The organism is Mycobacterium europaeum, assembly GCF_034555895.2.
Taxonomy (GTDB): domain Bacteria; phylum Actinomycetota; class Actinomycetes; order Mycobacteriales; family Mycobacteriaceae; genus Mycobacterium; species Mycobacterium europaeum.
This window is the reverse complement of sequence record NZ_CP157315.1, coordinates 3,380,238-3,401,752: the sequence shown is the minus strand read 5'-3', so window position 1 is coordinate 3,401,752 and position 21,515 is coordinate 3,380,238. Positions and strand designations below refer to the sequence as shown.

The window sequence follows — 21,515 nt, the reverse complement described above, 5'->3', positions numbered from 1 at the left end:
TTCTTTGAGACTTCTTCGCGGCAATTACGATACGGTAGGTAGCGTTATGAAAGCAGACCCATCCGCCATTGACAAGGCCCCCGGTGCCGGCCGCCCGCGGGACCCGCGCATCGACTCGGCCATCCTATCGGCCACCGCGGAACTGCTTGTCCAAATGGGCTATTCCAATCTCAGCCTGGCGGCGGTCGCCGAGCGCGCGGGAACCACCAAATCGGCGCTGTACCGCCGGTGGTCCAGCAAGGCCGAATTGGTCCACGAGGCGGCCTTCCCGGTGGCGCCCACCGCGCTGCAGGCGCCCGCCGGGGACTTCGCCGCCGACGTCCGCATGATGATCGAGGCCACCCGCGACGTGTTCACCACGCCCGTCGTCCGCGCCGCCCTGCCCGGCCTGGTGGCCGACATGACCGCCGATCCCGCCCTCAACGCCCGGGTGATGTCCCGGTTCGCGGATTTGTTCGCGACCGTTCGGGTGCGGTTGAGTGACGCCGTCGACCGCGGCGAGGCGCATCCCGACGTGGACCCGGACCGGTTGATCGAATTGATTGGGGGAGCCACGATGCTGCGCATGCTGCTGCGCCCGGAGGACGAACTCGACGACGGGTGGGTGGAGCAGACCACCGCCATCGTGGTGCACGGGGTGAGGCGATGACGGCCCGGCTGGCCGGGCGGGCCGCGATCGTCACCGGGGGCAGCCGGGGACTGGGCCGGGCGATCGCGCTGGCGCTGGCGGCCGAGGGCGCCGCCGTGGCGGTGGCGGGGCGCACCGAACAGGTGTGGGACGAGCGGCTGCCGGGAACCATCGGCGAGACGGTCACCGACATCGAGGCGGCCGGCGGGCGCGCGGTGGCCATCCGCGCCGACCTGACCGAACGCGAGGACATCGCCCGGTTGGTGGTCGCGGCGCGAGAAGCCCTGGGGCCCATCACGATTCTGGTGAACAATGCGGCCTTCACCGCGCCCGGCCGCCCCCGGGCGCCCGGGGGCGAGCCGCGCACCCCGTCCGCGAAGCCGGCGGCCGGGGCCGCCAAGCCCGGGTGGCCGGGTTTCGTCAGCATCCCGCTGGCCGCCTATCGCCGGCATTTCGACATCGCCGTCTTTGCCGCCTACGAGCTGATGCAGCTGGTATGCCCCGACATGATCGAGGCGGGCCGCGGGTCGATCATCAACGTCAGCTCGGTGGCATCGAGGATCCCCGGCAACGGTCCGTATCCGGACCGCAGCGGCAGCGTGCTGCCCGGATACGGCGGATCCAAGGCGGCGCTCGAGCACCTGACCCAGTGCGCGGCGTTCGACCTCGCCGATCACCACATCGCGGTGAATGCCCTGTCGCCGTCGAAACCGATCCTCACCCCCGGGCTGGCCTACTATGCCCGGGAGTTCGACGAGACCGCCGCGGCCGACGAATTCGCCCGGGCCGCAGTCGAATTGACTCTGGTCGATCCCGAAAAGGTCACCGGTCGCACGATCGGTCACCTGCAGGTGCTCGACGGCACCTTCCGGCCCTTCGAGCCCGACTAGGCGCGGTCGTCCGGGTCGCGATCGGTGGATGAATCGCCGACTGTGGATAACCTCCCGCCTGACGTGCCAGGATGAGGCAAAGCAGTGCCGCAACAACCGGTCGAGTGGTATGCCGATGCCCGGTATGGACAAGCCCACGGGGCGGGCCGTCGCCCTGATCGCGCTGCTGCTCGTCCTCTCCGCCGCCCTGCGCGGCTACCTGCCGTCCCCCCACCCCGCCGCGCGCGGGGAGGAAACCGGCGGGCCGGCGGCGCTGATCTTCGTGGTGGCGACCCTCGGGGTCACGCTCGCGCTGGTGACGATCGCGGTCATCGCGCGGTTGCGGGACCCGCGGGCGGCGGCGCCCCGAGCCGGTCAGCTGTCCGAGATGCTGGGCACCGGCAGGGGCCGGCCGAGCTGGCGGGTGTTGCTGATCGGGCTGGCGGTCATCGCGGCGTGGCTGCTGATCGTGTGGGTGGCCACCCACCTGCTGGCCCCCCATCACGTCGGTCAGGCGCCGCCCGCTCCGGCGACCGGTGCCGCGTCACCGGAGCAGGCGAACGCCCCGCCGCCGCAACCGCACGCGCGCAACGGCGACGTGTTCGGCATCCTGCTCGCGGCCACCGTCCCGATGCTGTTGGTGATCGTCACCGGGACGGTCGTCATGTCGCGGCGGCGGTGGCGCGCGGCCGCGCCCGGCGCCGTCGCGGACGATCACGCCGAACCCCCGGCGCCGCCGTCACGTTCGGAATCCTTGGCGCGGGCGGCCGAACGCGGGCTGGCCGAGATGGCCGACCTAAGCCGTGAACCTCGCGAGGCGATCATCGCCTGCTACGCGGCGATGGAACGCGAGCTGGCCCACGTGCCCGGCGCCGTCCCGCAGGACTTCGACACCCCGACCGAGGTGTTGGCCCGCGCGGTGGAACACCGCGCGCTGCATGCCGACAACGCCGTGCAGTTGGTGAACCTGTTCGCCGAGGCGCGGTTCAGCCCGCACGTGATGAACGAGGGTCACCGCGACGTGGCGGTGCGTGTTCTGCAGTTGGTGCTCGACGAGCTGGGCACCAGGAGTGCTGCATGAAAAAGACACTGGCCCTGGGCGTCTGCTTCATCCTCGGCATCGAGCTGCTCGCGCTGCTGCCGCACGATCGCCGGGTCGTGTTGGCCGCCTCCGGCGGCGCACTCGCCCTGGTGCTGTTCACCGTCCGTCGCGTGCTCGGGCGGGGGCTGCAACCCGAGGCGGACGCGGAGCCCGACGATCTCGGGGATTCCTTGCGCCGCTGGCTGTCCAGCACCGAGACGACGATCCGATGGTCGGAGTCCACCCGGGTGGACTGGGACCGCCACCTGCGGCCCATGCTTGCGCGCCGCTACGAGATGACGACCGGCCAACGACGTTCCAAAGACCCCGTGGCGTATCAGGCGGGCGGCCAGATGCTCTTCGGGGACGAACTGTGGGAATGGGTCAACCCGAACGACGTCGCACGGACCGGTGACCGGCGGCCCGGGCCCGGCCGTGCGGTGCTGGAAGAGATTCTGCGAAAGTTGGAACAGGTATGACGCTGCCGGCGGCAACAACCACAGCGCACTGCGAGGCGGTGCTCGACGAGATCGAGCGCGTGGTGGTGGGCAAGCGTTCCGCGCTCACCCTCATCCTCATCGCGGTCCTCGCGCGCGGCCACGTCCTGATCGAGGACCTGCCCGGGCTGGGCAAGACGCTCATCGCCAGATCGTTCGCCGCCGCGCTGGGGCTGCAGTTCACCCGCGTGCAGTTCACCCCGGACCTGCTGCCCGCGGACCTGCTCGGCTCGACGATCTACGACATGCAATCGGGCCGGTTCGCCTTCCGGCCCGGGCCCATCTTCACCAACCTGCTGATGGCCGACGAGATCAACCGCACGCCGCCCAAGACGCAGGCGGCGCTGCTCGAGGCGATGGCCGAGGGCCAGGTGAGCATCGACGGCGAAACCCACCAGCTGCCACAACCTTTCATCGTCCTGGCGACCGACAATCCGATCGAGTACGAGGGCACCTACCCGCTGCCGGAAGCGCAGCTCGACCGGTTCGCGATCCGCCTCGAGCTGCGCTACCTCTCCGAGCGCGACGAGGCCGCGATGCTGCGGCGGCGGCTCGAACGCGGGTCGGTCGAGCCGGCCGTCAACCAGGTGGTGGATGCGCACGACCTGCTCGCGATGCGGGAATCGGTCGAGCAGGTGACCGTGCACGAAGACGTCTTGCGCTACGTGGTTTCGCTGGCCAACGCCACGCGGCATCATCCGCAGGTCGCCGTCGGCGCCAGCCCCCGGGCCGAGCTCGACCTGGTGCAACTGGCCCGCGCCCGCGCGCTGTTGCTCGGCCGGGACTACGTGATCCCCGAAGACGTCAAGGCGCTCGCCGTCCCGGCCGTCGCGCACCGGATCACCCTGCGCCCGGAGATGTGGGTGCGCAAGATCCAAGGCGCCGACGTCGTCGGGGAGTTGTTGCGCCGCCTGCCGGTGCCGCGAACCGGCGAGGGCCACCCGAGCGGCGGATGAGGCCGGTGTGACCGGGCGTGAGGCCGAGTTCTGCTGGCGCGCATCGCACTTGACGCGGGCCGTCGCGACCTGCGCGGGGCTGGCGGTGGCGGTCGCGGTGATCGCCGTGCGGTGGCAGTTGATCGCCTTCGCCGCGCCCCTGCTCGGTGTGCTCTGCTCGATCAGCTGGCAACGCCCCGTGCCGGCGATCCGCGTACACGGCGATCCCGACGCGCAGCGGTGCTTCGAGAACGACCGGGCGCGGCTGCGCATCTGGATGACGGAAGAGGGCGGGGCGACCGGGTTTTCGGCGGCAGAGCTCACAGTGCCGGCCGTCGAGGGGATGCAGCTCGAAATCCTGGACTCGGCGTCGCCGCACGCCAAAACCGTTGCGGCGACGGCGCAACGGTGGGGCCGGTACTTCATCGGGGCGCGCGTCGATGTGATCGCGCGCGGTGGGCTGCTGTCGGGGACGGCCACCGTGGACGCCGCCGAGGTGATCGTGTTTCCCCTGACGCCCCCGCAGTCGACGCCCATCCCGCAGACCGAGCTGCTCGACCGGCTGGGCGCGCACCTGACCCGGCACGTCGGTCCCGGCGTGGAATACGCCGACATCCGCGCCTACGTCCCCGGAGACCAACTGCGGGCGGTGAATTGGCCGGTGAGCGCGCGTCGCGGCCAGCTGCACGTCACGCAGCGCCTCACCGACCGCGCCGCCGACGTGGTGGTGCTGATCGACACCTATCGGCAACCGGCGGGCCCGGCAACCGAGGCCACCGAGCGCGTCGTCCGCGGTGCCGCGCAAGTCGTGCAGACCGCGTTGCGGCACGGCGACCGCGCCGGGATCGTCGCCCTCGGCGGCAACCACCCGCGCTGGCTGGGCGCCGACATCGGGCAGCGCCAGTTCTATCGCGTGCTGGACACGGTGCTCGCCGCCGGCGATCGATTCGAAGGCACGACGGGGACTTTAGCGCCGCGGGCGGCCATGCCCGCGGGCGCGATCGTCATCGCGTTCTCCACGCTGCTCGACACCGAGTTCGCGCTCGCGCTGATCGACCTGCGCAGGCGCGGCCACGTCGTCATCGCCGTCGACGTCCTCGACAGCTCGCCGTTCGCGGGCCGCCTGGATCCCCTGGTGGACCGGATGTGGTCGCTGCAGCGCTCGGCCATGTATCGCGACATGGCCACCGTCGGCGTCGACATCGTGTCGTGGGAAGGGGACAGCGGGCTGGAGCAGTCCATGGGTGTGCTGCCGGACCGCCGCCGGCGGGTGCGGGGGCGGCTCCGTGGCTAGCGGCGGCGGGGCGGCGCTGCCGCGGCTGTGGGCCCCGGTGTTCTCCGTCGCGTTCGGGCTGCTGATGGTGGGCCTGGTCGCCGACGGCTCGCACGGACCCGCGGTGGCGGCTTGGGCGGCGGCCCTGATCGCGGTGGTCGGGGGAGTGGCATTTCGCCCCGCGGCGACGCTTGCCGTGTTGCTGTCGGTGATCACCATCGTGCTGTCCGACCCGCCGCTCGTGTTCGTCGCGCTCTCCGGGCTGTGCGCCACCGCGTACCTGGTCTGCCGGCACGCGGCCGGGGCGGGGGCCGGTGCGGTGCTGGGCAGCGTGCCGACCGTCGTTGGGGCCGTAAGCTTCACCCTCGCGGGGTGGGTCGCGGCGTCGTTCCCGCTGCAGTTGCCGTGGTTGCCGTTGGCCGCGCCGCTGGCGGCGCTGGCCGCCTACGTGCTGGCTGTGCGGCCGTTCCTGAGCTGAGGTCAGTGCAGCAGCTGGGCGGCGTGGTCGGCGAGGTCGAGCAGCGGCTGCGGGAAGATGCCCAAAAGCACGGTGACCAAGGCGCAGACCGCGATCGCGGCCTTGCTCAAGATGCCGGGCGCCACCACGTGCGGGGTGTCGTCGGTGGCCTCGGTGAAGAACATCGACACGATCACCCGCACGTAGAAGTAGGCGGCGATTCCGCTGGCGACCACACCGATGATCACCAGGGGTGCCGCGCCGCCCTGGGCCGCGGCCTTGAACACGGCGAGCTTGCTGACGAAACCACTGGTCAGTGGGATGCCGGCGAAGGCCAGCAGGAACATCGAAAACATCACGCCCACAATGGGTGAACGCTGCCCGAGCCCCGCCCAATGGGCCAGGGTGGCGTCTTCGACGCCGTCGGCGTCGCGGATCAGGCTCACGATGGCGAACGCGCCGACGGTGCTGAAGCTGTAGGCGAGCAGGTAGAACAGCGTGGACGACAGGCCGGCCTGGTTGTCGGCGATGACGCCGGTGAGGATGAACCCGACGTGGGCGACCGACGAGTAGGCCAGCATGCGCTTGACGTCGGTCTGGTTCACCGCGGTGATGGTGCCCACCGCCATGGTGAGGATCGAGATGGTCCACAGCACCGGCCGCCATTGATCGTGCAGGGGTGGCAGCGCGACGTAGACCACCCGCAGCAGGGCGCCGAAGGCGGCGACCTTGGTGGCCGCGGCCATGAACCCGGTGACGGGGGTGGGGGCGCCCTGGTAGACGTCCGGGATCCACGAATGGAACGGCACCGCACCCACTTTGAACAGCAGGCCGACCGACAGCAGTGCCACGCCCACCAGTGCCATCGAGGTGTCTCCGTGCGCCGCCAGCGCGTCGCGGATGCCGGTCAGCAGCAGCGTGCCGGTCGCGCCGTACAGCAGTGCCACGCCGTACAGGAAGAACGCCGACGAGAACGCGCCCAGCAGGAAGTACTTCATCGCCGCTTCCTGCGACAGCAGGCGCCGGTGCCGGGCCAGCCCGCACATCAGATACAGCGGCAGCGAAAGAACTTCCAGCGCAACGAACATCGTCAGCAGGTCGTTGGAGGCGGGGAAGACCATCATGCCGCCGACCGACAGCATGGCCAGCGGGAACAGCTCCGTCTGCGCGGCCCCGGCCCGCTCGGCGTCCCGCTCGGCGTCGCTGCCGGGCACCGCGGACGCCTGCGGGGTGAAGGAGTCCAGGCCGGCCGATCCGCCGGCGCCGACCCCCGCGGCGACCTTGGTCTCCGCCTTGGTTTGCGTGCGTTCGGCCATGAAGATGACGGCCAGCACCGCGACCAGCAGCACGGTGCCCTGCAGGTACAGGGTCGGGCGGTCGATGGCCATCGCGCCCAGCACCGCCGCGCGGCCGGAGGCCGGGAGCGACTCGGCCACTTCCACGGTCGCCAGGAATGCCGCGACCAGGCCGGCCAGGGCGAGCGTCACCTGGGCGCCGTAGCGGATTCGCCTGGGCAGGAACGCCTCCGCGAGGACGCCGACCACGGCGACCCCGAAGACGATCAGCGTCGGGCAGAGCAGGAAGTACTCGATGCTGGGGGTGGGGAGGGTCATGGGCGCGGTCCTTCGGCTGTCCGGGGTACGCGGTTGACTGCCGGCACGCTCGGCGCGGGATCGTGCTGACCGATGGTGGTCATGGTGTTCTCGACGGCCGGGTTGATGATGTCCAGCACCGGCTTGGGGTAGACGCCGAGAACGAGCAACAGCGCGATCAACGGTGCGACGACCAGCAATTCGCGCGCCCGCAGGTCGCCGATCTTCTCGTTGCCGGCGGCCACGGGACCGGTCATGACGCGCTGGTAGAGCCACAGCATGTAGATGGCGGACAGCACCAGCGCGGTGACACCGAACGCGGCGGCCAGCCAGTATCGGTTGAAAGTGCCCAGTAGGACGAGGAATTCGCTGATGAACGGCGCCAGGCCGGGCAGCGACAGGGTGGCCATGGCCGAGACGAGGAACGTTCCGGCCAGGATGGGCGCCACCTTCTGCACGCCGCCGTAATCGGCGATCGCCCGGCTGCCGTGCCGGGATATCAGGAATCCCGCGATCAGGAACACCGCCGCCGTGGACAGGCCGTGGTTGAGCATGTACAGCGTCGACCCGCTCTGGCCCTGGCTCGTCATCACGAAGATGCCCAGGATGATGAACCCGAAGTGCGAGATGGAGGTGTAGGCGATCAGGCGCATGATGTCGGTCTGCCCGATCGCCACGACCGCCCCGTAGATGACGCCGATGACGGCCAGCACGACGATCAGGGGGCGGAAATACGTTGAGGCGCCAGGGAACAGCTGCAGGCAATAGCGCAGCATGCCGAAGGTGCCGACCTTGTCCATCACCGCCATCATCAGCACCGCGGTCGCCGGGGTGGCCTCCACCGCGGCGTCGGGCAGCCAGCGGTGGAACGGCCACAGCGGCGCCTTGATGGCGAACGCGAACATGAAGCCCAGGAACAGCGCCTTGAACACCGCGGAGTCGGCGCCGTAGCGACCGGAGGCGACGCCGGCGACGATCTCACGGAAGTCGAACGTGCCCGAACCGTGCTCGGCGGTCACCACGTAGAGCCCGATCACCGCGGCCAGCATGATCAGCCCGCCGAACAGGTTGTACAGCAGGAACTTCACCGCGGCGCGGGACCGGCCCGGCCCGCCGCCGAAGCCCCCGATCAGGAAGTACATCGGGATGAGCATGGCCTCGAAGAAGACGTAGAACAGCAACACGTCCAGCGCGACCACCGAGATCAGCACCATCGACTCGATGGCCAGCGTCAGCGCGACGTAGGCGTGCACACCGCGGTTGCGTTCTTCGCCACCTGACGACCGCAAGCGCGGCGGAGCCGGGCGCAGCGGGTCGTCAGCATCGCCACCGTCGTTCCAGCCGGCCACCTGCAGCACCGGGATCAGCACGGCGGTCAGCAGCACCAGCACCACGGCGATGCCGTCCACGCCCAGGGAGTAGGTGGCGCCGAACGCCGGTATCCAGGAATGGCTTTCAACGAACTGGTAATTGCTGCCGCCGGTCTTGAAGCCCAGGGTGACGACGATCGCGATCGCCAGCGTCGCGACGCCGAAGACCAGGCCGGTCCACTTGGCGAGCCGGCGCAGCCCCGGGGGCAGCAGGATGACGAGCACCGAGCCGGCCAGCGGCACCAACCACAGGATGCTCAGCCACGGGAGGTTATTCACCACAGTTTCACCGCCAGGATCAGCGCGACCACCAGGACCGCGCCCGTCAGCATCGACAATGCGTAGTTGCGGGCGAAGCCGGTTTGCAGCCCGCGCAAGCGATTCGAAGTGCGGCCCACCAGCGCGGCCAGCGCGTTGACCGAGCCGTCCACACCCGCGTTGTCGACGTCGACGAGCGCTTGGGTCAGCTCGGCGCCGGGGCGCATGAACACCTCCTCGTTGAAGGCATCGCCGTAGAAGTCCCGTCGGGCGGCCGTCGTCACCGGCGACACCGAAAGCGGGGCCACCCTGGGGATCTCCGCGGTGGCGTACAGCCGGTAGGCGACCGCGATCCCGATGGCGACGACGCCCAGCGCCAGGGCGGTGCTCACCCAGGCGGGGAACGCATGCGTCACCTCTTCGTGTTTCCCGACCACCGGCTCGAGCCAGCGCTGCAGGGTGCCGCCCCACGCCAGCAGCCCGCCGGAGAACACCGAGCCGAAGGCGAGCAGGATCATCGGCCAGGTCATCAGGCCGGGCGCCTCGTGCGGATGCGTGCCCGGCGCCCAACGCTTCTGGCCGAAGAAGGTCATCAGCATCACGCGCGTCATGTAGAACGCGGTGACGCCCGCGCCCAGCAGCGCGGCCCCGGCCAGCACATAGCCGCGGACGTCGCCGGCGCCCAGCGCGGCCTCGATGATGGCGTCCTTGGAGAAGAAACCCGCGAACGGCGGCACGCCGATGATCGCCAGATACCCCAGCCCGAAGGTGGCGAAGGTGATCGGCAGCGCGGCGCGCAGGCCGCCGTAGCGGCGCATGTCCTGTTCCTCGTGCATCGCGTGGATCACTGCGCCGGAGCCCAGGAACAGGCCCGCCTTGAAGAAGCCGTGGGTGAGCAGATGCATGATGGCGAACGCGTAGCCCGCCGGGCCGAGGCCGGCGGCCAGCACCATGTAGCCGATCTGGCTCATCGTCGACGCCGCCAGCGCGCGCTTGATGTCGTCCTTGGCGCAGCCGATGAACGCGCCGAGCAGCAGCGTGACGGCGCCGACCACGACCACCGCGGTCTGCGCATCCGGAGCCAGGTTGTACAGCGGGTTGGACCGCACGATCAGGTACACGCCGGCGGTCACCATGGTGGCGGCGTGGATGAGCGCCGACACCGGGGTGGGGCCCTCCATGGCGTCACCCAGCCAGGCCTGCAGCGGGACCTGCGCGGACTTGGCGCACGCACCCAGCAGCAGCAGCAACCCCATGGCGGTCAGCGCGCCCCGGCCGGCGGCGGGTGCCCCGGCGAACACCCCGGCGTAGGAAAGCGTCCCGAAGGTGCTGAACATCAGGAACATTCCCAGCGCGAGTCCGGCGTCCCCGACGCGGTTCATCACGAACGCCTTCTTGGCCGCCGTGGCCGCCGTGGGCTTGTGGTACCAGAAGCCGATCAGCAGGTAGGACGCCAGGCCGACGCCTTCCCAGCCGACGTAGAGCACCACGTAGTTGTCGGCGACCACCAGCAGCAGCATGGAGGCCAGGAACAGGTTGAGGTAGCCGAAAAACCGCCGGCGGTCCGGGTCTTCGGCCATGTAGGCGACCGAATAGATGTGGATCAGCGACCCGACCCCGGTGATCAGCAGCACGAAGCACACCGACAGCTGGTCGATCTGCAGGCCGAGGTCCACCTGCAGTTGGCCGACGGGGATCCAGCTGAACACCGTCTGGTGGATGACCCGGTCCTCCGCGGCGCGGCCGAGCAGCTCGTTGAGCAGGCTCAGGCCCACGCCGAACGCCGCCAGGGCGGTGGCGCAGCCCAGCCAGTGGCCCCACGCATCGGTGCGCCGTCCGCCGAACAGCAGGATCGCGGCACCCGCCAGCGGCAGCGCCACCAGCAGCCAGGTGTAGTGAGTCATGTTGGCGTCGTCAGCCTTTGAGTAGGTTCGCGTCGTCGACCGAGGCCGATTTGCGGGCACGGAAAATCGTCATGATGATCGCCAGGCCGACGACGACCTCGCACGCGGCCACCACCATCGTGAAGAACGCGATCATCTGCCCGTCCAGGTGCCCGTGCATCCGCGCGAACGTGACGAATGCCAGGTTGACCGCGTTCAGCATCAGCTCGACGCACATGAACATCACGATGGCGTTGCGCCGCAACAGCACACCCGAGGCGCCGATGGTGAAGAGCAGGGCCGAAAGGTAGAGGTAGTTGGCCGGATTCACGACGCACCGCCTTTGATGGCCTGACGGGAGGGAGTCTGTTTGCCGTCGGCGCCGCGGCTGCGCAGGATCGCCGGCACCGACAGCTCCGAATACGAACCGTCGGGCAGCAGCGCGGCCACGTCGACGGCGTTGTGGCGCGCGTAGACGCCGGGGCTGGGCATCGGGGTCGGGTGCCCGCCGGGCTGGAACCGCTCCTGGGCCAGCTCCCGTTGCGTCTTGCGGCGCTCGAAGCGCTCGCGGTGGGCCAGCACCATCGCCCCGATGGCCGCGGTGATCAACAGCGCGCTGGTGAGTTCGAACGCCCAGACGTAGCGGGAGAAGATCAGCGCCGCAAGGCCTTCCACGTTGCCGTTGGCGTTGGCGGTGGTCAGCCCGGCGAAGCCCCCGGTCGCGGCGGAGCCGATGGCGGCGATCAGCAGGACGCCGAACCCGACGCCGGCGAGCACGGCGGCGATGCGCTGCCCGTGCAGCGTCTCCTTCAGCGATTCCGCGGAGTCCACGCCGATCAGCATCAGCACGAACAGGAACAGCATCATCACCGCGCCGGTGTAGACCACCACTTGGACGACACCCAGAAACAGCGCGTCCTGGATCATGTAGAACACCGCGAGGATGATCATCGTCATCGCCAGGAACATGGCCGAGTACACGGCGTTGACCGCCAGCACCACCCCGATCGCGCCGATCAGCGCCAGCGCGCCCAGCACCCAGAACGCCACCGCTTCGCCGGTGGAGGTGCGGACGATGGTGTCGGAAGCCAGGCTGGACGCCAGGAGCTGGCCGGTGAACCCGGTCACCGGGAGTCTCCGGCCTTCTGGTGTTCGCGCAGGCCGTCGGCGGTGACATTGCCCAGGTAGTAGTCCTTGTCGGTGGCGCCGGGTGTCCGGGGGTGCGGCGGCGCGGTCATCTCGGGGAGCAGGGGCGCCAGCAGCCGGTCCTTCTCGTAGATCAGGTCGGCGCGGTTGTCGTCGGCCAGCTCGTAGTCGTTGGTCATCGTCAGCGCCCGGGTCGGGCAGGCCTCGATGCACAGGCCGCAGCCGATGCAGCGCAGGTAGTTGATCTGATAGACCCGGCCGTAGCGTTCACCCGGCGAGTACCGCAGCTCTTCGGTGTTGTCCGCGCCCTCGACGTAGATCGCGTCGGCCGGGCAGGCCCAGGCGCACAACTCGCAGCCGATACATTTTTCCAGGCCGTCTGGGTAGCGGTTGAGTTGGTGGCGGCCGTGGTAGCGCGGCGCGACGGGGCCCGGCTTCTCCGGATACTCCTCGGTGACGTTCTTTTTGAACATCGATCCGAATGTCACGCCGAATCCGGCCACGGCGTCCAGGAACCTAGCCATGTGCTTTCTCCTTGCTCGCGGCCGCCAGGGACTTCATCGGCAGCGGCGGTGTCGGGAATACCGGTGTGGAGGCCTGTCCGGCCGGCAGCTGTTTGGCCTGGCGGCGCAGCTGGCGCTCCAGCGCGCGAATGCCGGGCGTCGCGAACGGTTTTCGCAGCAACAGCAGCAGCGCCGTGGCGAACACGATGCTGCTGACCACCAACACCGGGGTCCAGTGCGCATACCCCTGGTTCTGCAGCGTGCGGATCACCGCCGCGATCAGCACCCAGACCAGCGAGGCGGGGATCAGCAGCTTCCAGCCCAGCGCCATGAACTGGTCGTAGCGCAGCCGCGGCAGGCTGGCGCGCAGCCAGAAGTAGATGAACAGGAAGGTCCACATCTTGGCGGTGAACCACAGCACCGGCCACCACCCGGTGTTGGCGCCCGCCCACATGTTGATCGGCCACGGCGCGTGCCAACCGCCGAAGAACAGGGCCGTCGCCAGGGACGACACCGTCATCATGTTGACGTACTCGGCCAGCATGAACATCGCGAACTTCAGCGACGAGTACTCGGTGTGGAACCCGGCGACCAGCTCGCCCTCGGCCTCGGGCAAATCGAATGGCGCGCGGTTGGTTTCGCCGACCATCGAGATCAGGTAGATCACGAACGACGGCAGCAGCAGGAACACGTACCAGACCCGGTCCTGGGCGGCGACGATCTGCGACGTCGACATGGTGCCGGCGTAGAGGAACACCGCCGCGAACGACAGGCCCATCGCCACCTCGTACGAGATGACCTGGGCGGTGGAGCGGACGCCACCCAGCAGCGGATAGGTGGACCCCGACGCCCAGCCGCCCAGCACGATGCCGTACACCCCGATCGCCGAAAGCCCCAGGATGAACAGGACCGCGACGGGGAGGTCGGTGAGCTGGAGCGGTGTGCGGTGGCCGAACACCGACACCACCGGGCCGAACGGGATGAAGGCGAAGGCGGTGAACGCGGGGATGGTGGAGATCACCGGGGCCGCGAAGTAGACGAACTTGTCGACGCCGCCCGGGGTGATCGTTTCCTTGAGCGCCAACTTGATTCCGTCGGCCAGGCTCTGCAGGGCGCCCCACGGCCCGGCCCGGTTGGGCCCGGGCCGCAGCTGCATCCAGCCCAGGATCTTGCGTTCGAGCAGGATCGCGACCAGCACGTTGAGCATGAGGAACACGAAGATGGCGAGCGCCTTGCCCAGCACCAGCCACCAGGTGTCGTGTCCGAAGGCGGTCAAGGAGTTCGTCGTCATGATCCCACTCCGATTTGCACTGTGCTGCCCAGCGTTACACCCAGCCGCCGGTGCACGGCACAGCCCGGCGAGTTCAGCGGAAGCCACACCACCCGGTCGGGCATGTCGGTGATGACCAGCGGCAGGCTGATCGATCCGCGCGGCGTGCTGACGGTGACCGCGTCACCGTCGCCGGCGCCGATCTCGGCGGCCGTGTCGGCCGACAGCCGCACCACCGGCTTGCGTGCGGTCCCGGCGAGATGCGGCTCGCCGTCCTGCATCCGGCCGTTGTCCAGCAGCATCCGCCAGCCGGCCAGCACCGCTTGTCCCTTTTCGGGCCGGTTCCCGGCTTGGGCCGGCTCCGGCGTCGGGACGGCGGGCCCGGCGGCCCAGTTGCCGTCCCAGGTACCCAGCGAGGACAGTTCGGCGCGGGCCGCTTCGGCGGTCGACAGCCCCAGGTAGACGCCCATCTCGTCGGCCAGCGCGTCGAGCACCTGGTGGTCGGATTGGCCGGCCCGCTGGGTGCTGCCGTGCAGCGCCGGCCCGAACGGGCGATAGCGGCCCTCCCAGTTGACGAAGGCCCCGGCCTTCTGCGTCGTCGGCGCGACCGGGAACACCACGTCGGCGCGCTCGGTCACGGCGCTGTGCCGCAGCTCCAGGCTGACCACGAAGCCCGCGGCATCGAGCGCGGCCAGCACGGCTTCGGGGTCCGGGAAGTCATCGGGTTCCACACCGCCGACCAGCAGGGCGCCCAGCGTTCCGTCGGTCGCGGCGGCCAGGATGCCGTCCACGTCCCGCCCGGCGCCCGAGGGCAGTTCGGACACGTTCCACGCCGCGGCGATCTGGGCGCGGGCGGTCTCGTCGTCGAGCGGGCGGCCGCCCGGCAGCAGCGCGGGCAGCGCGCCGGCCTCCAGCGCGCCGCGCTCGCCGGCCCGCCGCGGCACCCAGGCCAGCCGCGCCCCGGTGGCGTCGGCCAGCCGGGCGGCGGCGGACAACCCGCCGGGCACCGTGGCCAGGCGTTCGCCGACCATGATGACCGCGCCGGCGGTGCACAGCAGGTCTCCCACCTCACCGGTGGCCAGCCCGTCCAGCGCCGCCGCCTCGGCCCCGGGGGCGGTGGGGATGAGCCGTCCGGACATCTTCTCCAGCGCCCGGGTGGCGAACGGCGCGACCGCGTACACCGGCAGCCGGTGCTTGCGCGCGGCCTTGCGCAGCCGCAGGAACACGATGGGCGACTCGTCCTCCGGTTCGAAGCCGACGAGCAACACCACCGGCGCCGTTTCCAGATCCGCGTAGCTGACGTCACGCCGGCCGGCGATCCGCGACGCCAGGAAATCGGCCTCCTCGGCCGAGCTCGGGCGGGCGCGGAAGTCGATGTCGTTGCTGTCCAACACGATTCGGGCGAACTTGGAGTAGGCGTAGGCGTCTTCCAGGGTGGCGCGGCCGCCGACCAGCACTCCCGTGCGCCCGCGGGCCGCGTCGAGGCCCCGGATCGCCGTCGCCATCGCGTGCGACCACGAGGCGGGCACCAGCTCGCCGTCGGCGTCGCGGATCAGGGGAGTGGTGATGACGTCTTGCTGCGTCGCGTAGGTGAACGCCCACCGGCCCTTGTCGCAGTTCCATTCCTCGTTGACCTCGGGGTCGTCGCCCGCCAGCCGCCGCAGCACCTTGCCGCGCCGGTGGTCGGTGCGCTGGGCGCATCCCGACGCGCAGTGCTCGCAGACACTGGGGCTGGACACCAGGTCGAAGGGGCGGGCCCGGAAGCGGTAGGCGGTTCCGGTCAGCGCGCCCACCGGGCAGATCTGCACGGTATTGCCGGAGAAGTACGAGTCGAACGGCTCATTGGCGTAGATGCCGACCTGCTGCAGGGCACCGCGCTCCTGCATGTCGATGAAGATGTCCCCGGCGATCTGCTCGGAGAACCGCGTGCAGCGGGCGCACAGGATGCAGCGTTCGCGATCCAGCAGCACCTGGGCGGAGATGTTGATCGGCTTGGCGAAGGTGCGCTTGACATCGGTGAAGCGAGTATCGGCTCGGCCGTTGGACATCGCCTGGTTCTGCAGCGGGCACTCGCCGCCCTTGTCGCACATCGGGCAGTCCAGCGGGTGGTTGATGAGCAACAGCTCCATCACGCCGTGCTGGGCCTTGTCGGCGGCCTCCGACGTGAGCTGGGTGCGCACCACCATGTCGTCGGTGGCGACGGTGGTGCACGAAGCCATCGGCTTGCGCTGTCCTTCGACCTCGACCAGGCACTGCCGGCACGCTCCGACCGGCTCGAGCAGCGGGTGGTCGCAGAACCGGGGGATCTGGATGCCCATCAGCTCGGCCGCGCGGATCACCAATGTGCCCTTGGGCACGCTGATTTCGTTGTCGTCGATGGTCAACGTCACCATGTCCGGCGGACGCGCCCCGTCTTTCTCGGGGCCGTCCTTGGGGTCGCCGGTCTCGGTTTTGGCCGCCTGGGTCATGGGCGCGTCAAGCCTTTCCGTTGGGCGTCAGCATGGAGTCCCGGGGGTCGAACGGGCAGCCGCCGTCTTCGACGTGAGCCACGTATTCGTCGCGGAAGTACTTGATCGACGACATCACCGGGCTGGCGGCCCCATCTCCCAACGCGCAGAACGCCTTTCCCAAGATCGAATCCGAGATGTCCAACAGCTTGTCGATGTCCTCGGTGGTGCCCTTGCCGCTTTCCAGCCGCTCGTAGATCTGGTCCAGCCAGAAGGTGCCCTCCCGGCAGGGCGTGCACTTGCCGCACGATTCGTGCTTGTAGAAGTACGTCCAGCGCTGCACCGCGCGCACCACGCAGGTGGTCTCGTCGAAGATCTCCAGCGCCTTGGTGCCCAGCATCGACCCGACGCCGCCCACACCCTCGTAGTCCAGCGGAACATCGAGGTGCTCGTCGGTCAGCAGGGGGGTGGACGACCCGCCGGGCGTCCAGAACTTCAGGCGGTGCCCGGCCCGCACCCCGCCGGCGTAGGCGAGCAACTCGCGCAGCGTGATGCCCAGCGGGGCCTCGTACTGACCGGGCCGGGCGACGTGCCCGGACAGCGAATAAAGCGTGAAGCCAGGGGATTTCTCGCTGCCCATCGACCGGAACCACTCGACGCCGTTGAGGATGATGGACGGCACGCTGGCGATCGTCTCGACGTTGTTGATCACCGTCGGGCAGCCGTAGAGCCCGGCCACCGCGGGGAACGGCGGCCGCAGCCGCGGCTGGCCGCGCCGGCCTTCCAGCGAATCGAGCAGCGCCGTTTCCTCGCCGCAGATATAGGCGCCGGCCCCCGCGTGCACCACCAGCTCCAGGTCGAAGCCCGAGCCGTTGATGTCGCGGCCCAGGTATCCGGCCGCATAGGCCTCGGCCACCGCGTTCTGCAGGCGGCGCAGCACCGGTAGCACCTCGCCGCGCACGTAGATGAACGCGTGGCTGGCCCGGATCGCGTAGGCGGCGATGATGACGCCCTCGACGAGGACGTGCGGCGTCGCCAGCATCAGCGGAATGTCTTTGCACGTTCCGGGTTCCGACTCGTCGGCGTTGACCACCAGGTAGTGCGGCTTGGCGGCCGCTCCGGTGTCGCCCTGCGGGATGAACGACCACTTCGTCCCGGTCGAGAAGCCGGCGCCGCCACGCCCGCGCAACCCGGAGTCCTTGACGGCGGCGATCACGTCGTCGGGCGCCATCGCCAGCGCCTTCTTCATCGCCTCGTAGCCGTCGTGGCGCCGGTAGGTCTCCAGCGTCCACGACTGCGGGTCGTCCCAGAATCGGCTGATGACCGGGGTCAGCGGCGTGGCCTGCGAGCTGGTCATGACCGGCCCACCGGGGGAGTCGGCGCGGCCATGCCGAGTTCCTTGGCCACCCTCAGGCCCGCCAGGGTGGCCTCGCCCGCGCCCCCCTGGCCCTGGTCGGGGCGCTGGTCGGGCAGGCCGGCCAGGATGCGCGAGGTCTCGCGGAAGGCGCACAGCGGGGCGCCGCGGGTGGGCGGCTTCGGCTGCCCGGAGCGCAGCGAGTCGACGAGCTCGCGCGCGGACTCCGGCGTCTGGTTGTCGTAGAACTCCCAGTTGACCATCACCACCGGCGCGTAATCGCAGGCGGCGTTGCACTCGATGTGTTGCAGGGTGACCGAGCCGTCGGGGGTGGTCTCGTCGTTGCCGATGCCCAAATGCTCTTTGAGGGCGTCGAATACGGCGTCGCCGCCCATGATCGCGCACAGCGTGTTGGTGCAGACTCCCACCAGGTAGTCGCCGGTGGGTCCGCGGCGGTACATCGTGTAGAAGCTCGCCACCGCCGACACCTCGGCGCCCGTCAGCCCCAGCTGCTCGCCGCAGAACTCCAATCCCGCGGGGGTCAGGTAGGAGTCCTCGGCCTGCACCAGGTGCAGCAACGGCAGCAACGCCGAGCGCTTGTTGGGGTAGCGGCCCATGATCTCCTTGGCGTCGACCTCGAGCCGCGCCCGCACCTCCGGCGAATACGTCTGCGGCGCACCCTCGGTGACGAAGGCGTTGGGCTCCTCGGGCGGCGGCCCGAGCCGGATGAAGACCGGCTGTCCTTGCGGGCCGGTCACCGGTCCACTCCGCCCATGACCGGGTCGATGCTGGCGACCGCGGTGATCAGGTCGGCCACCATCCCGCCCTCGCACATCGCGGCCACCGACTGCAGGTTGGTGAACGACGGGTCCCGGTAGTGCACCCGGTACGGCCGGGTGCCGCCGTCGCTCACCATGTGCACGCCCAGCTCACCGCGCGGCGACTCCACCGCGGTGTACACCTGGCCCGCGGGCACCCTGATGCCCTCGGTGACCAGCTTGAAGTGGTGGATCAAGGCCTCCATCGAGCCGCCCATGATCTTGGCGATGTGCTCTTCTGAGTTGCCCATGCCGTCCGGCCCCACCTTCAGGTCGGCCGGCCACGCGATCTTGCGGTCCTCGACCATGATCGGGCCCGGCTTCAGCTTGTCCAGACACTGCTCGACGATCTTGATCGACTCCCACATCTCGTTGACGCGAATCATGTAGCGCCCGTAAGCATCACACGTGTCGGCGGTCATCACGTCGAATTCGTAGTTTTCATATCCGCAGTACGGTTCGCTCTTGCGCAGATCGTGGGGCAACCCGGTGGCGCGCAGGATGGGGCCGGTGATGCCCAGCGCCATGCAGCCCGTCAGGTCGAGGTAGCCGATGTCCTGGGTGCGGGCCTTCCAGATGGCGTTTTCGTTGAGCAGATCGCCCATTTCGCGCAGCACCTGGCGCAGCGGCTTGAGGGCTTCGGCGATGTCGGTCTCCGCGCCCGGCGGCAGGTCCTGCGCGACGCCCCCCGGCCGGATGTAGGCGCTGTTCATCCGCAACCCGGAGATCTTCTCGAACAGGGTCAGGACGATCTCGCGGCCGCGGAAACCGACGAACATCGGGGTCATGGCGCCCAGTTCCATGCCGCCGGTCGCCAGCGCGACCAGATGCGAGGAGATCCGGTTGAGCTCCATCATCATCACCCGGATGACGTTGACCCGCTCCGGTATCTGGTCGGTGATGCCGAGCAGTTTCTCCACGCCCAGGCAGTACGCGGTCTCGTTGAAAAACGGTGACAGGTAATCCATTCGGGTGACGAAGGTGACACCCTGGGCCCAGTACCGATATTCGAGGTTCTTCTCGATCCCGGTGTGCAGGTAGCCGATTCCGCAGCGCACCTCGGTGACCGTTTCGCCCTCGATCTCGAGGATCAGCCGAAGCACCCCGTGGGTGGACGGGTGCTGGGGACCCATGTTGACGACGATCCGCTCACCGGGGTCCGCGTTGCGGGCGGCGTCGACGATCTGGTCCCAGTCCTGGCCGCCCGCGACCAAGACGGTCTCGGGGCCTTCTGAGGCGCCGCCGTCGTGCGTCGAGTCAGTGATTGTGCTCATCAGTTGTACGCTCTCCGCTCGTCGGGCGGGGGTATCTGCGCTCCCTTGTACTCCACCGGGATGCCGCCGAGGGGATAGTCCTTGCGCTGCGGGTGGCCATGCCAGTCGTCGGGCATCTCGATGCGGGTCAGCGATGGGTGTCCGTCGAAGATGATGCCGAAGAAGTCGTAGGTCTCGCGTTCGTGCCAGTCGCACGTCGGATACACCCCGTACAGCGACGGGATGTGCGGATCGCCATCCGGCACAGCCACTTCCAGGCGGACGCGGCGATTGTGCGTGATCGACTGCAGCGGGTACACCGCGTGCAGTTCGCGGCCGGTCTCGTTGGGGTAGTGCACCCCGCTGACGCCCAGGCACATCTCGAAACGCAGCTCCGGCTCGTCCCGGAGGCGCTGCGCGACGGCCACCAGCTTCTCGCGGCGCACGTCCAGCGTCAGTTCGTCGCGATAAACCACGACTTTCTCTATCGCGTCAAAGAATTGGATACCGTCGGCCTCCAGCGCCCCGGCCAACCGGTCCACCACGTCGTCGAAGTAGCCGCCGTAGGGCCGGGGGCTGCCGCCCGGCAGGGCGATCTGCCGCACGAGCCGTCCGTAGCCGGTGGTGTCGCCGGAATCGGAGATGCCGAACATGCCGCGCCGCACGCCGATCACCTCGCCGTCGGCGCGGGGCGGCCCCCCGCCTTCGGTCGCCGCTTCCTTCGGGTCGTGGTCCGGTGAGCTCATCGCAGCAGCCCGCGCATCTCGATGGTGGGCCGGGCCGACAGCGCCGCCTGCTCGGCTTCGGCGATGGCGGTCTCCCGGTTGACGCCCAGCGGCATCTGTTGAATCTTCTCGTGCAGCTTGAGGATTGCGTACAGCAGCATCTCCGGCCGGGGCGGGCACCCGGGCAGGTAGATGTCCACCGGGACGACATGGTCCACGCCCTGCACGATCGCGTAGTTGTTGAACATGCCGCCGGACGAGGCGCAGACGCCCATGGCCAGCACCCACTTCGGTTCGGCCATCTGGTCGTAGATCTGCCGCAGCACCGGCGCCATCTTCTGGCTCACCCGCCCGGCAACGATCATCAGGTCGGCCTGCCGCGGCGTCGCCGAGAACCGCTCCATGCCGAACCGCGCGATGTCGAATCTCGGCCCGGCGGTTGCCATCATCTCGATGGCGCAGCACGCCAGCCCGAACGTCGCCGGCCACAAGGAGTTCTTGCGGACATAGCCGGCCACCTTCTCGACCGTCGACAGCAGAATCCCACCGGGCAGCTGTTCTTCGAGACCCACGTCTACCTCAATCCCACGTCAGGCCGCCGCGGCGCCACACATAGGCGTACGCCACGAAAACCGTGAGCATGAACACCACCATCTCGACCAACGCGAACGTTCCCAGCGCGTCGTAACTGACCGCCCAGGGATACAAGAACACGATTTCGATGTCGAAGACGATAAAAAGCATTGCGGTCAGGTAATACTTCACCGGGAACCGCTGGCCGGGCGTCGCATGCGGGCCACTCACCGCCGTTTCGGTGGGCTCGATGCCGCATTCGTAGGGGGCCATCTTCGACTTGTTGTAGCGCGATGGGCCGGCCAGGCTCGCGATCACCACCGAACCCACGGCGAAGGCCGCGGCGATCGCTCCGAGCACCAGGATGGGTATGTAGACGTTCAACTCGCTCCAAGATCTCCTCGTACGGGTCGCCGGTGCGGCGGCCGGGCGGGGGGCCGGGCTGCTGTGACGTACCCGGGCCGCGGGCGATCACAGTGACCTTCACAACATAGCGTCGCGAAGGCGGGTGTGTTTTGTCGGGGTGGGGGTATTCGCCTCGTTTTTGGGTGGCCGCAACCGGGCGGTTCGCCGCCGGGCGCGG

21 protein-coding genes are annotated in these 21,515 nt (G+C 69.3%); 7 read left to right on the top strand and 14 right to left on the bottom strand.

Translation table 11 applies throughout. The features are described from left to right. The first annotated feature begins 46 nt into the window (after nt 1–46). The 7 genes from U8D42_RS15475 to U8D42_RS15445 all read left to right on the top strand — a co-directional run bounded on the left by U8D42_RS15475 (nt 47) and on the right by U8D42_RS15445 (nt 5,761). Nucleotides 47–649: a TetR/AcrR family transcriptional regulator gene (locus tag U8D42_RS15475; protein ID WP_322859776.1), complete on the top strand. Its 603-nt coding sequence runs from the start codon at nt 47–49 to the stop codon at nt 647–649. Next, complete coding sequence (locus U8D42_RS15470; protein ID WP_322859777.1) at nt 646–1,518, top strand: SDR family NAD(P)-dependent oxidoreductase; 873 nt, start codon at nt 646–648, stop codon at nt 1,516–1,518. Before U8D42_RS15475 ends, U8D42_RS15470 begins: the two co-directional genes overlap by 4 nt. A 124-nt stretch (nt 1,519–1,642) precedes the next feature. Continuing rightward, nucleotides 1,643–2,578, top strand: coding sequence for a DUF4129 domain-containing protein (locus tag U8D42_RS15465; protein ID WP_431523773.1), 936 nt, complete (start codon nt 1,643–1,645; stop codon nt 2,576–2,578). Beyond that, nucleotides 2,575–3,057, top strand: coding sequence for a hypothetical protein (locus U8D42_RS15460; protein ID WP_322859779.1), 483 nt, complete (start codon nt 2,575–2,577; stop codon nt 3,055–3,057). Before U8D42_RS15465 ends, U8D42_RS15460 begins: the two co-directional genes overlap by 4 nt. Then, nucleotides 3,054–4,031 (top strand): AAA family ATPase, encoded by a 978-nt coding sequence (locus tag U8D42_RS15455; RefSeq protein ID WP_085243434.1) that lies wholly within the window; start codon nt 3,054–3,056, stop codon nt 4,029–4,031. Before U8D42_RS15460 ends, U8D42_RS15455 begins: the two co-directional genes overlap by 4 nt. A gap of 7 nt (nt 4,032–4,038) precedes the next feature. After that, nucleotides 4,039–5,304, top strand: a complete 1,266-nt coding sequence (locus U8D42_RS15450; RefSeq protein ID WP_322859780.1) for a DUF58 domain-containing protein — start codon at nt 4,039–4,041, stop codon at nt 5,302–5,304. A 64-nt stretch (nt 5,305–5,368) separates the two neighbouring features. Beyond that, nucleotides 5,369–5,761, top strand: a complete 393-nt coding sequence (locus U8D42_RS15445) for a hypothetical protein (RefSeq protein WP_322860153.1) — start codon at nt 5,369–5,371, stop codon at nt 5,759–5,761. A gap of 2 nt (nt 5,762–5,763) precedes the next feature. Here U8D42_RS15445 and nuoN read toward each other — a convergent pair whose 3' ends face one another. The 14 genes from nuoN to U8D42_RS15375 all read right to left on the bottom strand — a co-directional run bounded on the left by nuoN (nt 5,764) and on the right by U8D42_RS15375 (nt 21,316). After that, entirely contained in the window at nt 5,764–7,353 is a 1,590-nt protein-coding gene (gene nuoN / locus U8D42_RS15440) for an NADH-quinone oxidoreductase subunit NuoN (RefSeq protein WP_322859781.1), read from the bottom strand. Beyond that, nucleotides 7,350–8,981 carry an NADH-quinone oxidoreductase subunit M gene (locus U8D42_RS15435; RefSeq protein WP_322860154.1) on the bottom strand — a complete coding sequence of 544 codons (1,632 nt, stop codon included), beginning with the start codon at nt 8,979–8,981 and terminating at the stop codon, nt 7,350–7,352. The genes nuoN and U8D42_RS15435 overlap by 4 nt, the downstream gene beginning before the upstream one ends. After that, nucleotides 8,978–10,864 (bottom strand): NADH-quinone oxidoreductase subunit L, encoded by a 1,887-nt coding sequence (gene nuoL / locus U8D42_RS15430; protein WP_322859782.1) that lies wholly within the window; start codon nt 10,862–10,864, stop codon nt 8,978–8,980. The genes U8D42_RS15435 and nuoL overlap by 4 nt, the downstream gene beginning before the upstream one ends. A 10-nt stretch (nt 10,865–10,874) precedes the next feature. Beyond that, complete coding sequence (gene nuoK, locus U8D42_RS15425; protein WP_007168303.1) at nt 10,875–11,174, bottom strand: NADH-quinone oxidoreductase subunit NuoK; 300 nt, start codon at nt 11,172–11,174, stop codon at nt 10,875–10,877. Beyond that, nucleotides 11,171–11,947 carry an NADH-quinone oxidoreductase subunit J gene (locus U8D42_RS15420; RefSeq protein WP_322860155.1) on the bottom strand — a complete coding sequence of 259 codons (777 nt, stop codon included), beginning with the start codon at nt 11,945–11,947 and terminating at the stop codon, nt 11,171–11,173. Before U8D42_RS15420 ends, nuoK begins: the two co-directional genes overlap by 4 nt. A 20-nt stretch (nt 11,948–11,967) precedes the next feature. Then, entirely contained in the window at nt 11,968–12,513 is a 546-nt protein-coding gene (gene nuoI / locus U8D42_RS15415) for an NADH-quinone oxidoreductase subunit NuoI (protein WP_085243441.1), read from the bottom strand. Continuing rightward, entirely contained in the window at nt 12,506–13,768 is a 1,263-nt protein-coding gene (gene nuoH / locus U8D42_RS15410; protein ID WP_322860156.1) for an NADH-quinone oxidoreductase subunit NuoH, read from the bottom strand. Before nuoH ends, nuoI begins: the two co-directional genes overlap by 8 nt. A gap of 11 nt (nt 13,769–13,779) precedes the next feature. Further along, complete coding sequence (locus U8D42_RS15405) at nt 13,780–16,155, bottom strand: NADH-quinone oxidoreductase subunit G (RefSeq protein ID WP_348636977.1); 2,376 nt, start codon at nt 16,153–16,155, stop codon at nt 13,780–13,782. Nucleotides 16,156–16,237: 82 nt separating this feature from the next. Then, on the bottom strand, nt 16,238–17,566 hold the full coding sequence (nuoF, locus tag U8D42_RS15400; protein WP_322859784.1) for an NADH-quinone oxidoreductase subunit NuoF: 1,329 nt from the start codon (nt 17,564–17,566) through the stop codon (nt 16,238–16,240). After that, on the bottom strand, nt 17,563–18,321 hold the full coding sequence (gene nuoE, locus U8D42_RS15395; protein WP_322859785.1) for an NADH-quinone oxidoreductase subunit NuoE: 759 nt from the start codon (nt 18,319–18,321) through the stop codon (nt 17,563–17,565). The genes nuoF and nuoE overlap by 4 nt, the downstream gene beginning before the upstream one ends. After that, on the bottom strand, nt 18,318–19,655 hold the full coding sequence (gene nuoD / locus U8D42_RS15390; RefSeq protein WP_322859786.1) for an NADH dehydrogenase (quinone) subunit D: 1,338 nt from the start codon (nt 19,653–19,655) through the stop codon (nt 18,318–18,320). The genes nuoE and nuoD overlap by 4 nt, the downstream gene beginning before the upstream one ends. After that, on the bottom strand, nt 19,655–20,380 hold the full coding sequence (locus U8D42_RS15385; RefSeq protein WP_085243447.1) for an NADH-quinone oxidoreductase subunit C: 726 nt from the start codon (nt 20,378–20,380) through the stop codon (nt 19,655–19,657). Before U8D42_RS15385 ends, nuoD begins: the two co-directional genes overlap by 1 nt. Further along, on the bottom strand, nt 20,377–20,931 hold the full coding sequence (locus U8D42_RS15380; RefSeq protein WP_003874821.1) for a NuoB/complex I 20 kDa subunit family protein: 555 nt from the start codon (nt 20,929–20,931) through the stop codon (nt 20,377–20,379). The genes U8D42_RS15385 and U8D42_RS15380 overlap by 4 nt, the downstream gene beginning before the upstream one ends. Nucleotides 20,932–20,938: 7 nt before the next feature. Next, complete coding sequence (locus U8D42_RS15375) at nt 20,939–21,316, bottom strand: NADH-quinone oxidoreductase subunit A (RefSeq protein ID WP_085243448.1); 378 nt, start codon at nt 21,314–21,316, stop codon at nt 20,939–20,941. Nucleotides 21,317–21,515: the final 199 nt, after the last annotated feature.